The 16447-nt window shown below is 62.3% G+C and carries 8 protein-coding genes; 2 read left to right on the top strand and 6 right to left on the bottom strand.

All coding sequences use genetic code 11. The features are described from left to right. Positions 1–48: 48 nt before the first annotated feature. The 6 genes from J5J06_06350 to J5J06_06325 all read right to left on the bottom strand — a co-directional run bounded on the left by J5J06_06350 (position 49) and on the right by J5J06_06325 (position 13936). Entirely contained in the window at positions 49–1335 is a 1287-nt protein-coding gene (locus J5J06_06350) for a hypothetical protein (GenBank protein MCO6436693.1), read from the bottom strand. Positions 1336–1596: 261 nt separating this feature from the next. Beyond that, positions 1597–9414 carry a M6 family metalloprotease domain-containing protein gene (locus J5J06_06345; protein ID MCO6436692.1) on the bottom strand — a complete coding sequence of 2606 codons (7818 nt, stop codon included), beginning with the start codon at positions 9412–9414 and terminating at the stop codon, positions 1597–1599. A gap of 191 nt (positions 9415–9605) precedes the next feature. After that, on the bottom strand, positions 9606–10703 hold the full coding sequence (gene prfA, locus J5J06_06340; GenBank protein ID MCO6436691.1) for a peptide chain release factor 1: 1098 nt from the start codon (positions 10701–10703) through the stop codon (positions 9606–9608). Positions 10704–10887: 184 nt separating this feature from the next. After that, positions 10888–11139 carry a 50S ribosomal protein L31 gene (rpmE, locus tag J5J06_06335; GenBank protein MCO6436690.1) on the bottom strand — a complete coding sequence of 84 codons (252 nt, stop codon included), beginning with the start codon at positions 11137–11139 and terminating at the stop codon, positions 10888–10890. A gap of 130 nt (positions 11140–11269) precedes the next feature. Beyond that, positions 11270–13192, bottom strand: a complete 1923-nt coding sequence (gene asnB / locus J5J06_06330) for an asparagine synthase (glutamine-hydrolyzing) (protein ID MCO6436689.1) — start codon at positions 13190–13192, stop codon at positions 11270–11272. 9 nt (positions 13193–13201) lie between these two features. Continuing rightward, entirely contained in the window at positions 13202–13936 is a 735-nt protein-coding gene (locus J5J06_06325; GenBank protein ID MCO6436688.1) for a tetratricopeptide repeat protein, read from the bottom strand. A 99-nt stretch (positions 13937–14035) separates the two neighbouring features. Here J5J06_06325 and J5J06_06320 point away from each other — a divergent pair, with 99 nt between their 5' ends. Next, positions 14036–14401 carry a hypothetical protein gene (locus J5J06_06320; GenBank protein MCO6436687.1) on the top strand — a complete coding sequence of 122 codons (366 nt, stop codon included), beginning with the start codon at positions 14036–14038 and terminating at the stop codon, positions 14399–14401. A gap of 87 nt (positions 14402–14488) precedes the next feature. After that, on the top strand, positions 14489–16447 hold a 1959-nt coding region (locus J5J06_06315), incomplete at its 3' end, for a DEAD/DEAH box helicase (protein ID MCO6436686.1).

Genomic DNA, 16447 nt, shown 5'->3' with positions numbered 1-16447 from the left:
ATCCTCGCCTCTCTCTCCTGGCCCGGATCCCGCGGTGCGGGTTCTTCGTTATGGTTGGTCTTCTTCCTGATCCTCCGGCACGCAGATGCCGTCGTCACAAACCTCTTCATCGCCGCATTCGCCGTCATCACACTGGTCGAAGCAGCCATTGTCGCTGCTGCACTTCCGTGGCATCCCGCCGGCATCGTTTCCGCATTCAGAATCGTTCATACAGGACGTAACGCAGGCCCCGCGCACGCATTCTTCGCCGGCGCCGCATGTCTTTGCCTGATTCGTACAGCCGATGAGCGGGTCGCATAAATCGGTGGTGCAGGGGTCGCCATCACGGCAGTCCGCGTCGTTCTCGCATTCGAAGCACCCGCCGTCGCGACATCCCTGATTGTTCATGCAGGCCGACGCATTTGTGCATCGCGTCGTGCAAGTTCCGTTGACGCATTCCTCCGGCGACGTGCACATGATCGGAGTGTGGCTGCAGCCCATCGCCGGGTTGCACACGTCCTCCGTGCAAGGGTCACCGTCGTCGCAATACATGGGATTGCGGTCGCATGTATGGATCGAGCAGTCTTCCAATCCCTGCCAGTCCGCGTCGCAACGACACACGTTCGGGCCGATGCAGAACCCGTTCCGGTTGCAGTTCTTCAACTGGCGGCAATGAAATGTAGCGCAAGGAATTGAGCCAATGCTCTCCCAGCCGGAATCGCAGCGGCAGGTGTTGGGTCCCACGCATTTCCCGTGGTTGCAGTTGCGAACGTCCCGGCAGTGGAATTCGTCGCAGTCCTCGCCCTCCCAGCCCCGGTCGCAGAAGCAGAGCCCACCGAACGCGCTGCACACGCCGTGCTCGCAGCCGCAGTCGTCCTCGCCGTCGCCGTTGTCGTCGTTGTCGATGAGATCGGGAATGCCGTCACCGTCGTCGTCATCGTCCTCAGCTTCGAGGAGGCCGTCTCCGTCGATGTCGTCGTCGAAACCGTTCAGGCGTCCATCGCCGTCGACATCCGGATCAACGCCGTTGTCCAAGCCGTCGCCGTCGACGTCCGGATCCGAGCCGTTGAGTATGCCGTCACCGTCGATGTCCGGGCCGTCGGTCGGGTCGTTGGGGTCACCGCCGGATGCGAGCTCTTCCAGGTCAGTCGCCCCGTCGTTGTCGCTGTCCACGGAGAGTATCGCGGCGATTTCGTCGTCCGTTGGTTGAGAACCGCCCTGGACTTCGTCGGGTGAACTGGGTTGCGGATCAAACGGGTCGACGATGGGTCCGCTTGTCGAGTCGGGATTCGGCTCGCGGGATTGTTCCGTTGGAATCGAAGGGCACGCGGTGCCCAACAGGAGAACCACGCTCAACGCGCAAACTGCCTGCACGCGCAAAAGAACTGCACGACGATGTCCCAAAGACTTCTCTCCCCTCGCAACGGCCCGGACTAGACTTGAAAAAGAAAGCTCATTATAGGACCGCTTCCTAAGTAGTCAATTGCGATACCAACGGACAAATCGGTCCCAAATCGTTCAATCCGTTACAATCGAGTTCTGCGCCCGGGATCATCATCGGCCGGCAAGGCAGGGCGCAAAACCGCCCAAACAGTCTGGGCGGCGGATAAGTGCGCGTTATCGTATGGCCGGGCTGAAGAGTGCCGAAAGCCTTCCGTAGTCCGCGATGTCGATGTTGCCATCATGGTCGAAGTCGAAAACCGCCACGCAGGCGTCCGGCGATGTTCCTTGCGGGGCAGGGCCGCTGAGCGGTCCCGCGGCGCAATCTGCGAAGGACCCGAAGTCCACCAGGTTGACGAGTCCGTCGCGATTGAAGTCGCCGGGAGCTGCGAGTTCACATTCGTCGAGAATGCGATTCCCGTCGGCGTCCGACCCTGAACCCGCAGCAAGGTCACAGATGTCGAGTGAGAAATTCTGGTTGCAATCGACTCCGGCTCCGGCAAACGCAAAGACGGCGCCTGAGCGTGGACCCGCCGGGGCGGCACCGTAGGCACCGACCAGCCCCGAGCCGGCACCATCCATGCCCAGGGCGCGTCCGAACGCCTCGCCTCCGCTTGCACCGTTCGGCAGCAGCTTGGCGCGATAGGCCCAGGTTTCGCCTTCGAGACGGAATACATACACCGATCCGGAGTCAGGTCCGCGGTCGTCATCGTTGATCGCACCGCACATCAGGGAATCGCCCCGGGCCTTGAGTGCATATCCGAACCAGTCATTTGGTGCGGCGTCCGGCGCAACGAGCTTCTGTCGCTGCGTCCATTGGACTCCATTGAATTCAAAGCCATACACGGCGCCGCTGTCCGATGCGGGGCCGTCGTGGAAATGGGCACCGCCGAAGACCCAACCCGGTCGCGCGGCTGCCGCAAATCCGAACTGATCACCCGCCGCGCCGTCACCCGGGACAAGCTTCTGCTGCTGCACCCACGAACTTCCGTTGTACCGGAAGACGTAGAGCGCTCCCGATGACGTTCCTCGATCGTCATCACCGTATGCGCCGATCGCGACAACGTCGTCCGCCACGGCGATCGACGCCCCGAAAAAGTCGTAGGCTGCGCCATCACTGGCCGTGAGCTTCTGACGCATGGCCCACGAGGTGCCGTTGTAGCCGTAGATGTACACCGAACCGGAGTTCGGTCCACGATCGTCGTCTTGCGGAGCACCGATGAAGAGCATGCCGCCGTCCAGAACGACCGTATCGCCGAAGAAATCGGAGGACGCTCCGTCCGAGGGCTTCAGCATCGCCTTCTGCGTCCAGCCGTTGCCCTCCTTGCGGAAAACGTACGCGGCACCGGAGCCATTCGTTCCTGCATCGTTGAAAGCGCCCGCGACGATCCAGTCCCCATCCGTCGTGACCGATTCGCCGAAAAACGCTGCCGCTGACCCGGTGCTTGGCGTGATCTTCGCCTCTTGCTGCCACTGCGTGCCATCAAAGCGGACGACATAGGCCGATCCCGACCGGCTTGCAAACACGGCATCACCGTAGGCGCCGATTACCGCAAGATCGCCGCTGGCTGCCAACGCGTACCCGTAGAAATCCTGTGCCGATCCGTCCGTCGCGACGATCCGAGAAGAAAGCGAAGTGACGCAGGGCGGGAGTTCGCACTCGTCTGGCAGCGCGTTTCCGTTCGCGTCATCACTGGTTCCGTCCGCAATATCGCACGCATCCGGCTTGAGATTGCGGTTGCAGTCGGTCTCCGAACCGGAGGAAATATCGCAGGCATCCAGCACGCCGTTGCTGTTGCAGTCCCGCCCGGCTATTTCGCATGAGTCCAGCACACCGTTGGCGTCGCAGTCCCGGCCTTCCAGTTCACAGCGATCGAGCGTCTGATTCCCGTCGCAGTCCTGGCCTGCGATCTCACACCGATCGAGCGTTCCGTTGCCGTCGCAGTCATTCTGTTCGATTTCGCAGGCGTCTACGATGCCGTTATCATCACAGTCGCGTGCCGTGAGTTCGCACCGGTCCAGCACGCCGTTGACGTCACAGTCGGCACCGGCCAGCTCGCACGTATCCAGGATCTGGTTGCCATCGCAGTCGTTTCCCGGAAGTTCACACCGGTCAAGTACCTGGTTTTCGTTGCAGTCATTCCCGGTGAGCTCGCAACGATCCAGTATGCCGTTGCCGTCGCAATCCTGCCCCTCCAGCTCGCAAATATCCAGTACGAGATTGCCGTCGCAGTCGGCGCCCTCCAGTTCACAGCGATCCAGCGTGCCGTTTCCATTGCAGTCGTTGCCGACAAGCTGGCAGACATCGGGGATCTGGTCCGTGTCGCAATCCGCAAATCCGCCGCCGGAAAGGTCGCACGAATCCAGAATGCCATTGCCGTTGCAGTCGTTGCCTGTAAGTTCGCATGAATCGACGACGCCGTTGCTGTCGCAATCCTGCGCGGCAAGTTGGCAATCGTCGGGTATGCCGTCCGGCTGGCAGTCATTGCCGGTCAGGTCGCAGTCATCCGGCCGGCCGTTTCCGTTGCAGTCGTTTCCGACGAGTTCGCACAAGTCGGGAATGTTGTTCGCGTTACAGTCCGCGCTCTGCCCTCCGGCGATCTGGCATTCATCGGGAATGCCGTTTGTGTCGCAATCGCCGCTGCCACCCAGGCTGATGTCGCACCGATCCAGACGGCCGTTATCATTGCAATCGTTGCCCGCGATCTGACATGCATCGAGGACGCCGTCTCCGTCGCAGTCGTTGCCGGTCAGTTCGCAGCGGTCCAGGATCTGGTTCGAATCACAGTCATTGCCGGACAGCTCGCACCGATCCAGGACCAGATTGCCGTCACAATCGGCACCGGAGAGCTCGCACGCGTCCAGCACGAGATTGCCGTCGCAATCATTCCCGGCCAGCTCACACGAATCGAGAACCTGATTGTCGTTGCAATCCCGACCTGCCAGCTCACAGGCGTCGAGTACCTGGTTGCCGTCGCAATCGCCACTGGGAAGTTCACAGCGATCCAGCGTACCGTTCCCATTGCAGTCGTTGCCGACAAGCTGGCAGACATCGGGGATCTGGTCCGCGTCGCAATCCGCAAATCCCCCGCCGGAAAGGTCGCACGAATCCAGAATGCCATTGCCATTGCAGTCGTTGCCTGTAAGTTCGCACGAATCAACAACGCCGTTCGCATTGCAGTCTTGCGTGGCGAGCTGGCAATCGTCGGGTATGCCGTCCGGCTGGCAGTCGTTGCCGTTGAGGTCACATTCATCCGGCCGGCCGTTCCCGTTGCAGTCGTTGCCTGTAAGTTCGCACAGGTCGGGGATGCTGTTCGAATTGCAGTCATCGCTCTGACCACCACTGATCTGGCACTCATCGGGAACGCCGTTCAGATCGCAATCGCCGCTGACTCCCAGTGCAATATCGCAGCGGTCGAGCTGTAGGTTGCCGTTGCAGTCGTTGCCCTCCAACTCGCAACGATCGAGGATCAGGTTGCCGTCACAGTCGGCACCGGTCAGTTCGCAGGCGTCCAACACGAGGTTGCCGTCGCAATCATTCCCGGCCAGCTCGCACGAATCGAGTACCTGATTGTCGTCGCAGTCCCGACCCGCCAGCTCACAGGCGTCAAGTACCTGGTTGCCGTCGCAATCGCCGCCGGCAAGTTCACAGCGATCCAGCGTACCGTTCCCATTGCAGTCGTTGCCGACAAGCTGGCAGACATCGGGGATCTGGTCCGCGTCGCAATCCACGAACCCGCCGTTGGAAAGGTCGCACGAATCCAGAATGCCATTGCCGTTGCAGTCGTTGCCTGTAAGTTCGCACGAATCGACGACGCCGTTGCTGTCGCAATCCTGCGCGGCAAGTTGGCAATCGTCGGGTATGCCGTCCGGCTGGCAGTCGTTGCCGATCAGGTCGCAGTCGTCCGGCCGACTGTTGCCGTTGCAGTCGTTGCCGACGAGTTCACACAAGTCGGGAATGTTGTTCGCGTTGCAGTCCGCGCTCTGGCCACCCGTGATCTGACACTCGTCCGGAACACCGTTCATGTCACAATCGTCGCTGGCCCCCTGGCTGATGTCGCAGCGGTCAAGCTGGCCGTTCCCGTTGCAATCGTTGCCCGGGATCTGACATGCGTCGAGGGTGCCGTCTCCGTCGCAATCATTGCCGGAGAGTTGACATTCATCGAGTACTTGATCGTTGTTGCAATCGCCACCCGCGAGTTCGCAGTCATCCGGAAGTGCGTTGGTATTGCAGTCGTTGTTGGCAAGCTCGCACTCATCGGGAATGCCGGTGACATTGCAGTCGTTCCCGGCCAATTCGCAGTCGTCCGGGATTCCACTGCCATTGCAGTCGTTGCCGATCAATTGGCATTCGTCAGGAATGCCGTCGTCCTGGCAGTCCGCAGCGCCGGGCGCCTCGAGATCGCACTCGTCCGGAACGTCATTCGCATTGCAATCGTTGCTCCCGCCCGATGCGAGATCACACGAATCAACTTGCCCGTTGCCGTTGCAGTCACTTTCAGCGAGCTGGCAATCGTCCGGGATTCCATTCGCGTCGCAGTCATTTCCGGCGAGTTGGCATCGATCCAGGACACCGTCCGCATTGCAGTCCGCGCCCATCAGTTCGCACGCGTCGACCGTCCCGTTTCCGTCGCAATCCCGCGTCGACAGCTCGCAGGAATCGGGTACACCGTTGCCGTCGCAGTCCAGACCCGGCGAGGATGCGATGTCACACTCGTCGGGCCGGCCGTTGCTATTGCAGTCGAGGCTGCCACCGCCGGAAATATCACACTCGTCGAGCAGCCCGTTGCTATTGCAGTCGTTGCCGGCCAGCTCGCACGAATCCGGAACGCCATTTGCGTTGCAATCGGCGCCGACGAGGTCACATTCGTCCGGCCGCCCGTTTCCATCGCAGTCGTTGCCGGTCAACTCGCAGTCATCGGGAATGGTGTTGGCGTTGCAATCGTTGTCCACCAGCTCGCACTCATCGGGGACCTGCGAGCCGTTGCAGTCCGAACTTGAGCCGCCGGAGAGGTCGCATCGATCCGGAATGCCATTGAGATTGCAGTCAAGCTCCGTGCCGCTGGCCAGTTCGCACGAGTCCAAAGCGCCGTCTGCATCGCAATCCCGGCCGACAAGCTCGCAGGAATCGAGCACGCCGTTACCGTCGCAATCTCGCCCGGACAACTCGCAGACGTCGAGTACCCCGCTGTTGTCGCAATCGTTCCCGTCAATCTCGCAGTCGTCGGGAACCGTGTTCGTGTTGCAGTCGTTGCCGACGAGATCGCATTCGTCCAGCCTTCCGTTGGCATTGCAATCGTTGTCCGTGAGCTGGCACTCGTCCGGAACTCCGTCTGTATTGCAGTCCGGGCTGGTCGAATCCGAAATGTCGCACTCGTCGGGTTGGCTGTTCAGGTTGCAATCCAGGCTGTTGCCTTCGACGAGGTCACAGGAATCCAATCGTCCATTCCCGTTACAGTCGCGATCGCCCAGTTCGCAGGCGTCGAGCTGGCCGTTCCCGTCGCAATCACGGCCCTCGAGCTCGCAGGCATCGAGTGTTCCGTTGCCGTCACAATCTCCGGCGGCCAATTCGCAGTCATCCGGAATCAGGTTGGCATTGCAATCGTTCGCCGCGAGCTGGCAGTCGTCCGGAACGCCGTCCACATTACAGTCATTGGCCGTGAGCTCACAGTCGTCGGGAACGCTGTTGCCGTTGCAGTCGGCCGCGCCGCCTGCCAGGTCGCATGCGTCGAGCGTTCCATTGCCGTTGCAGTCCGGCTCACCGGCGGCAAGCTGGCAGACGTCCAGCACGGCATTGCCGTCGCAGTCGCTTCCCGCGAGTTCGCAGATGTCCAGTGTTCCATTGCTGTCGCAGTCGCCCGTGGCGAGTTCGCATTCATCAGGGACTCCGTTCCCGTCGCAGTCTCCGCTGCCAAGATCGCACTCGTCGGGAACCCCGTTGGCGTTGCAGTCGTTGTCCTGAATTTCGCAGTTATCGGGAATGCCGGATGCGTTGCAGTCGTTGCCCGCCAGCTCACACCGGTCGAGTACCCCATTACCATCGCAGTCGTTCCCGGCGAGTTCGCACTCGTCCGGAATGTCGTTCCCGTCGCAGTCCGTCGACGATTCGCAGGCGTCGAGAATTCCATTGCCGTTGCAATCGTTGGAGGCGAGCTCGCATTCGTCGGGAACCCCGTTGCCGTTGCAATCGCCTCCGGCAAGATCACAGTCATCGGGCGTGCCGTTGTTGTTGCAGTCGTTGCCGGCAAGCTCACACGCATCGAGAGTGCCGTTCGAATTGCAGTCGTGACCGGAAAGCTCGCACGCATCCAGATGACCGTTGCCGTCGCAATCCGTCCCGCTTCCGTCGGCGATCTCGCATTCGTCGGGAATGTAGTTGAAGTTGCAGTCTTCGCTGGTCAGATTCTCGATGTCCCAGATGTCCGGTATGGAATTCCCGTTACAGTCCGGACCGCGATCGTAATCGAACGACATCATCGGCCCGGACGCGCTGATCGAGCGAAGGTGCAGCAGTGACGGCGACCCGTCCCACCAGTGCGTGTTGGGGTTCGTGCTCGGCGTGAGTAGCGTGTAGGTGGGCGCGTGCCAGAGGTCCGTGCTATCGCCGAAGTTCACGTCGTTCTCGAGATCCCATCGGCCGTCCGCCTGAACCAGCGTCACCTCGTAGTGACGCTCGGGCGTCATATCCTCGAAGTTGTTACTTCCCAGCTCGTCGATGTGCCACACGGCCAGCCCTGCGTCGGGAAGTCCGGCATCCCGGCCCGACTGCTCGCGATTCTCGATGAGAAAATACTCCGTCGAAAGCGTCGGATGGGGATACTTGTAGATCCAATTGGTTCCGGCCGGGATGGTCAGCGCGTCTTGCGGCGTTGTAAGAAGATTCGTCGTCGTCCATCCATTAATGTACTTCAGGTACGCGCACGGCTCCTGGATATTGAAGGGCGATGCATATCCCTGGGAGCCGCTCATCAGGCAGTAGCTCCCTACCCCGTTGGACTCGAAGCCGTAGTCGTACAGGTCGGGCCAGTCGAAAAGCATGTGGCCGTTCTCGTGGCAGAACGTGCTCAGGCGGAGCGCGTCGTCGATGTCCATGATCGCGTAGGTGTCCGTGAAGACGCCGTCAGCGGCAAAATCCACCGTCCAGGAATGAGGCCAGAGCCCGTCACCCCAGGCGCTTTGGCGATAGCCTGCATACAAGCACGTCAGGCCGTCGATGACGCCGTCCTCGTTCGCATCGAACTGGCTGAAGTCGAGCCCGCCCGCCTCGAGGGCGTTGAGCGCCTCGAGAACCAGCTCCCGCGCGCGGATCCCGAATGGCTGGTGGCGATCCACGTAATACAGCTTATTAAAAGCGGCGCGATAGTAGGCCGTGGGAACAAAGTTGGTGTACGTCAGCGCACCGTCGGATACATCGAAGTAGTAATCGCGAACGGAGCCGTTGTTCCCGAATCCGGTGTATCCGGGCATGTTGCAGTAGCGCTCGACTTCCGCCGGCGCAATCGTCCCGACGTCATCGTTGAAATCGACCAGCAGCACGATGCCGCGGATATTCCCGTGCGTGATGACTTGTCGGCGGTCGCCGGCGAGCGCGCTGAGCGGAGAAGTCCCCAGTGCATCGCGCTGTGCCCGCGCGAGCTGCGGGGCCCGGCGCATGGCGTCCGCCGACGGGCGCAGACCGCGCGGAATCGCCAGTTCGGCCGGCGCGGAAGCCTGAAGCGGAATTCCCGTGGATTCGAGTGTTTCGCCGTCGGGCGAAAGCGTGGCGTAGAAGACCTGTCCCGTATCGGCGTCCCGCACCAGCGTGTAGCCGTCGAGTGACTCGACGACCGTATGAAACTCGTCGCCCCAGACGCGTACCCAGGCCTGCGAACCGTCGGGCATGCGATGGGCCATGACCTTGCCGAAAACGGGTTCGCCGAAGGCGGATTGACCCAGGCTGAGTACCGCGACCAAGGCCCAGAAGAACTGGAACTGAAAACTGCGACCCCCGGACAAGTCTGCCCCCCCGTACACCGTCGCGCTTTCTCTCAACGGCAATCCCCAGTTTACCAGACGCCCCATAATTCGGGAAGAAGAGCAGGGGGCAAATGGCTGCCGTCGGACGGAAGGAAAACGAACGTAGGAGTTGGGTTATCGGAACATCCGGTCATGCCTCACCTCGGGCCGAGGTGATCCCGGGCGAACCGTTACAAATCGCGTAGACGCTGCTCGCGATCATGGGTCTGAAGCGCCTCGATCAGCTCATCAAGTTCGCCCTGCATGATCCGCTCGAGCTTGTACAGGTCCAGGCCGATGCGATGGTCCGTCACCCGGTTCTGCGGGAAGTTGTAGGTTCGGATGCGCTCCGACCGGTCCCCGCTTCCAATCATCGACTTGCGCGTCGACGCCCGCTGCGCCGAGGACTGTTGCTGGAAATGGTCGTACAGACGCGTGGTCAGAATGCGCCGCGCCTTGGCCCGGTTCTTGTGCTGACTCTTCTCGTCACGCATCGAAACGGTCAGCCCCGTCGCCTTGTGCACCAGGCGAATGGCCGACGATACCTTGTTGACATTCTGACCGCCGGGACCGCCCGCCCGGGAAACGAACTCCTCGACGTCGGCCTCCCAGTTGATCTCGATGTTGATTTCCTCCGGCTCGGGGAGCACAGCCACGGTCGCGGCGGACGTGTGTATCCGCCCCTGCGCTTCCGTCTCCGGCACGCGTTGCACACGGTGCCCGCCGCCCTCATATCCCAGCCAGCGATACACCTCTTCGCCGCGAATATTGCAAACGACCTCCCGGATGCCTCCCAGCTCGGACCCGCTCAAGTCCAGCATCTCGACCTTGAAGCCGCGGCGGTCGCAGAAGTGCTGGTACATCTCCAGCAGGTCGCGGGCGAAGAGGGCGGCCTCGTCACCGCCGGTGCCCGCCCGGATTTCGAGTATGACCGAGCGGATGGCGGCGTCTTCATCGCTCACGATGCGCCCCTTGAGATCCTCGAGCATCGTTTCGTACCGCTCGCGAAGCTCCGACGCCTCCGTCTCAGCCAGTTCGCGCATATCCGCGTCCTGGGACCGGTCGGCCACGATCGCCTCGGCACCGGACAGTTGATCCCGCACCTGCTGGAACTTGCGGTACGGTTCGACCAGGCGGCGCAGGCGCCCCAGCTCTTTGTTGATCGCCACGCTCTTTTGCCCGTCCATCGCCACTTCCGGCGAGGAAAGCTGCTCCATCAGGGAGTCGGCGCGCCCCGCGAGTTCCTGGAGGCGGGCAATCAGTTTCTCATTGACATCGTTGCTGGACATGGTTCACTCGATGCCTCGTGCCGCTCTTCAAGCCGCGAGCGGGAGACCGCCGCCGCTCGGGTTCGAAATGGTCCGCCCCGTCTCCGGATGGGTTCTGCTTCCAGTTGTTTCGATCGCTAACAAAAAACACGCGCATCGTCCGTCAGGGCGGTCGACGCGCGTGCCTTCGTTGAATCGAACGAACCTAAACCGAAAAGCGCTTGGCGGTCTGCTGCTTCTTCGGCGCCTTCTTGAAATACTCGCCGCCGAATTTCTTGGTGAAGCGATCCACACGTCCGAGCGAGTCCACCATCTTCTGCGTGCCGGTGAAGAACGGATGGCACGACGAGCAGATTTCGACTTTGATCTCGGGAACCGTGCTGCGCGTCTCCCACGAGGCGCCGCAACCGCAGCTTACCGTGCACTTCTCATACTTGGGGTGAATGCCTTCTTTCATGGTCGTTTGCCGCCTCCGGGAAGATGCCCGGCTCAATCCTGTTCCAACCGCTCGGCCACAAAAAATGTCGAGCCCTTTACTATAGCACCGCGATGGGCCGAGGCAAGTCGGACAAGATTCCAGCGAAGCTTCACGATGCCCGCTGTCGACCCAATTTACGACTGCGCCACCAGCATAGAGAAAGTAACGCCCAGAGCAGCTCGGCATGATCGCCCCGCCGGCCGAGATGGTCGCCGTAGACGCGCTGTACCCCGGCGTGGTCGACTACGCCGAGCGATTCGACGGTCTCACGCGTGACCACGGATTCAAACATTTCGCGCAAGGGACCCCGCAGGTACTCGCCCACCGGCACTTCAAATCCCCGCTTGGGGCGGTCCAGCACCTCGTCGGGCAAGTGGCCACGGTACGCATCAATAAGGATCTGCTTCCGCAAACCGCCTCGGACCTTCCAGCCTGAGGGTAGCCCCAGTGCCAGGGCAACCAACCGGTCGTCCAGAAACGGGACGCGAACCTCTAGCGAATGCATCATGCTGGCCAGATCCACCTTCTGAAGCATGTCCGAAGGAAGCTGATGCTGAAGGTCGAGGGCGAAAATCGCATTGAGCGGATCTTCACGGGGCATCGGCGCGACAATCGGCGCAACTGATTCGGCAATCTCCGCATCGAGATCGCCTGCTGCGACCCCGTTGGAAAACACCCGCTCCGCCTCCGGCGACATGATTCGCGACCACTGGAGGTGCCGATCGAGCCACCCCTTGCCGGCGCCTCGCAACAGTTTGTGCAACTGTCGAGCCCGATTCTGCCAGGCGGACGACCGCGACGTCCCCCCGCGCCGCATGATCGGCTCGATGAGACCCCGCCTGATCCACCCCGGCCAACGCTGCCATGCTTCCAGCGCGGCGTGGGCCGTATAACGCCAATATCCGCCGAACAGCTCGTCCCCGGCGTCTCCGCTCAGCGCCACCGTGACGTGCTCCCGGGCGAATCGCGACACCATCGATGTCGGGATAATCGAACTGTCGCCCACCGGCTCACCCAGGTGATCGAGCAGGGGCGGGATCGCGGCCAGCACCTCGCCGTGGGAAAGCATGATTTCGTGATGATTGGTTCCGATCCACCTGGCGATCGATCGCGCGGCCGGCGATTCGTCGTACGCGGCGCCGTCGGCGTAGCCGATACAGAACGTGGCGATGGGACGGCCAACCGACTTCGCCAAATGCCAAGCCACAATCGACGAATCCAACCCTCCGGAAAGGAACGCGCCAATGGGAACGTCGGAGACGCGCCGACGGATGACGGATTCCGTGATCAGTTGTCGCACGGCCGCGCGGGCATCGCCGTAGTCCTCCGCAATATCCGTTCGTCGATTAGACACTGGGTCGAAGTAGCGTCGAGGCACCTTGGCTCCTCGGTGGTCGAATTCAAGAACGAAGCCCGGTGGCAGCCGCCGCGCCTGGCGGAAGATGGTCCGCGGTGCGGCAATGAAACCGTATTGAAGGTGCTCCCGCAGAGCGTGCTGGTCGATCTCGCCGTCCACTGAGGTCAATTCACGAAGTGCATCGAGCTCGCTGGCGAAGTGCAGGCATTCCCCGACTTCCGCGTAGACGAGCGGCTTGATGCCAAAAAAGTCCCGGGCGAGGAAGCCACACCGTTCCAAAGAATCGTAAAACGCAAGTGCCCACATCCCGTCGAAACGCAGCAGCGACTCGGGCCCCCAGCGCGAAATCGCTGCCAGAATGACCTCCGTATCCGTCTCGGTACGGAACGTGACCCCTTCCTGAATCAAGGCCTGTCGGATCTCGCGGAAGTTGTAGAGTTCACCGTTGTACGCGAGATGGAATCGACGGGACGGGTCGTGCATCGGTTGCCGCCCAGCCGGGCTGGGATCGAGCACCGCCAGCCGCACCGCACCCAGCCCGACTTCCCGAGCCTGGCTCACCCAGGTGTCGCTGTCGTCGGGACCGCGATGTCGCAAGGAAGCGCAGGCAACCGTGAGGCGGTCGCGCTCCACCGGCTGACCGTCCCAGCGAATCGTGCCCGCGATGCCACACATGAAGTTGAGTCAGCGAGTCGTAGTAGTGGTTGACGCTTCGGTAAGAGCCGGCACGCGCCCGCGCGCGGCAAGCTGGTCGAGCACCCACTCGTTGCGCGGATCGAGACGGTAGGCCGCCTGAAGATGATAGATGGCGGCCGTCTCGTTGCCGGTATTCAGAAGGAACCGGGCAAACGCCCGATGCGCCTCCGCGTTTCGCGGCTCGATTGTCACCGCCTGCCGGTAGCGCAGCAGCGCTTCGTCCATCTGCCCGCGCTCCTCGAGTTCCCGTGCCAGAAATAAATATTGCCGCGCCATGGGGCCGACGAACCGCGCCGCCCACTCCGCCTGCTCCAGAGCCTTTTCGCGATCCCCGCGCAACTCCAGCGCCGAGTTGAGTCCTTCGAGCACCGCCTGGTTTCCGGGCTGAACCTCCAGCGCCCGCCGGTAGTAAGCGATCGCCTCATCCAGTTCGCGCATCGCGGCGGGCCGGTTCATCTCCCCGGCACGCTCCCGCGCGATCATCGTGCTGCACGTGGCCAGATCGTAGAGATTCTCCAGTTGCCGGGGGTTTTTCTCATCCGCCTGCTCGAGCAGGACGCGCGCCGGCGCGTAGTTCTGCTCGGCCATGGCCATCTGTCCCTGGATGCGCAGATCGCGGTACGTCGGTCCGCACCCGCTTCCCGCGCCGACCAGCGCGGCAATCGAAAGGGCGAGCCCCACATTCACGCCCCGTCCCGTCCGTCCCGGCAGACGGAGTTGCATGGCCGATCTCCTTCCTGTCAAGTACAACCCTGCAAGGATCGTCCGTCACGACCGTCCGGATTCCCGTCGCGGCGGCTCGGTCCTCGGGGGCTATTCCCCATGACCACCCGATTTGTCATCCTACACCACCGGCGGGCCCAGGGCGAGCACTGGGACTTCATGCTCGAGGCGGGGGATGTTCTGATGACGTGGCAGTTGTCCCGGGAGCCCACCGGCCCCGAGGCGCTGCCCATTCCCGCCCGCCGCATCGCCGACCACCGCAAGGCCTATCTCGATTACGAGGGCCCCGTCAGTGGCAACCGGGGAACGGTAACCCGCGTCGAATCAGGGACTTTCGAGCTCCTTTCCCAGATTCCCGACCGGATCGAGTTCCGTTTGGCGGGGGAAAAGTTCGTCGGCCGATTCGCCATCGGCAGCGACGGCGACTCGTGCAAGTTGGAATCGTGTATGGGTTCGGTGCCTTGAGCGCCTGAGCGATTTCCAGAATCCGGCTCGTCCCCGCATACCGCCTCCGAGCGTGTAATCAGCAACATTCCGTGCTATGGTCGTCTCATGGATCGCGGCGACGTCTGCACCCAGTTTCTCGAACGGCTCGAATTCGACCTCTATCCCTTCCAGGAGGAAGCTCTCCTCGCGTGGTTCGAGGCCGAGCAGGGCGTGCTCGTCGCCGCGCCCACCGGCATGGGCAAGACCCTCATCGCCGAGGCAGCCATCTACGAAGCCCTCGTCACCGGCGACCGCCTTTACTACACCACCCCGCTCATCGCCCTCACCGACCAGAAGTTCCGCGAGTTCCAGGACAAGGCCGAGGATTGGGGCTTTCGCCGCGACGACGTCGGCCTCGTCACCGGCAACCGCAAGATCAATCCCGACGCCCGCGTTCGCGTGGTCGTCGCCGAAATCCTCCTCAACCACCTTCTCGGCGATCCCGACCAGCTCCGCGACGTCCGCGGCGTGGTCATGGACGAGTTCCACTACTTCAACGACTTCGAACGCGGCGTGGTCTGGGAACTCTCTCTCGTCCTGCTGCCCAAGCACATCCGCCTGATGCTCCTTTCCGCGACCGTGGGCAACAGCCGCCAGTTCCTCGGCTGGCTCAGCGAGAAGCACGATCGCAAGCTCCGTCTCGTCGAATCGCAGGAGCGCCGCGTCCCCCTCGAGTTCTGCTGGGTCGGCGACAAGCTCCTCACCGAGCAACTGCCGCTCATGCTCGCGGCCGACGACGAAGCCAACCGCGCCCCCGCCCTCGTCTTCTGCTTCAATCGCGAGGAGTGCTGGAGCGTCGCCGAGCGGATCAAAGGCGTCACCCTGATCGACGAACCCACGCGCAAGCGCATCGACGAGCAGCTCGACGGAGCACTATTCACCGAAGGCATCGGCCCCAAGCTCAAGCAGATGCTTCTCCGCGGCGTCGCCGTCCACCACGCCGGCGTGCTGCCCAAGTACAAGGAAGTTGTCGAGTCGCTGTTTCTCCAGAAGCTCATCCCCTTCGTCATCTGCACGGAAACCCTTGCCGCGGGCATCAATCTCCCCGCACGCTCCGTCGTTCTCAGCGAATTGCTCAAAGGCAAGCGCGGCGAGAAGAAGCTCATCGCCCCCTCCGCCGCCCACCAGATGTTCGGCCGCGCCGGGCGCCCGCAGTTCGACAAGAAGGGCTACGTGTTCGCCCTCGCCCACGAGGACGACGTCAAGATCGAAAAATGGCGGAAGAAATACGAGCAGATCGACCCCAAGACCAAGGACCCCGGCCTGCTCCGCGCCAAGAAGGACCTCGAACGCAAACGCCCCACGCGGCGCAAGACCGAGCAATACTGGACCGAAGGGCAGTTTGGCACGCTCATCAAGGCCGGACCCGCCGACCTCTTCAGCCGCTCGATGATTCCCTACCAGGTGCTGATCTACCTCCTGCTCAACACCGGCTCCCTCCAGGGCGTCCGCGAATTCCTCTCCCGCCGCTTCAACACCCCCGAGCGACTCTCCAAGTTTCAGGATCAGCTCGACCACATGGTGAAGAATCTCGCCGCCTTCGGCCATCTCACCGTCAGCGAAGACGGCCAGTCCGTGCAACTCGCCGAGGGTATCGAAAGTCTGCTCGAATTCCGCAGCATCGATCCCCTCTACGGCCGGTTCCTGGCGAAAACACTGGTCCCCGCCAGCCCACAGGAGCGCCTCCAAGCGTTGGAATCCGTGCTTCCTGTTCCGCCGGTGATGTCCCGCGCCGTCCGCTTGCCCTTCCTCGAACCCGGCCCGCTACAGGTCAACGAGCTCGAACCGACGCTCCTCCAGCTCGGCATCGTCATCACCCATGAAGACGGCGGCGTCGTCCAGTTCGACGAGGACGAAGGCGAGGACTACATGCCCGACGATCGCGACGAGCCCCGCCCGATGAGCCTCCCGGAAATGCTCGCCGCGCTCTACCAGGCGAAACTGGCCAGCCCCGAAGACGTGCCCGCCCAGCCGCAGTGGATCGTCGGCGGCATCCTCGAACAGGGCGGAGACTTCTACAAATAC

Source organism: Phycisphaerae bacterium, from assembly GCA_024102815.1.
Taxonomy (GTDB): Bacteria; Planctomycetota; Phycisphaerae; order UBA1845; family UBA1845; genus JAGFJJ01.
This window is presented reverse-complemented; position numbering and strand designations above follow the sequence as displayed.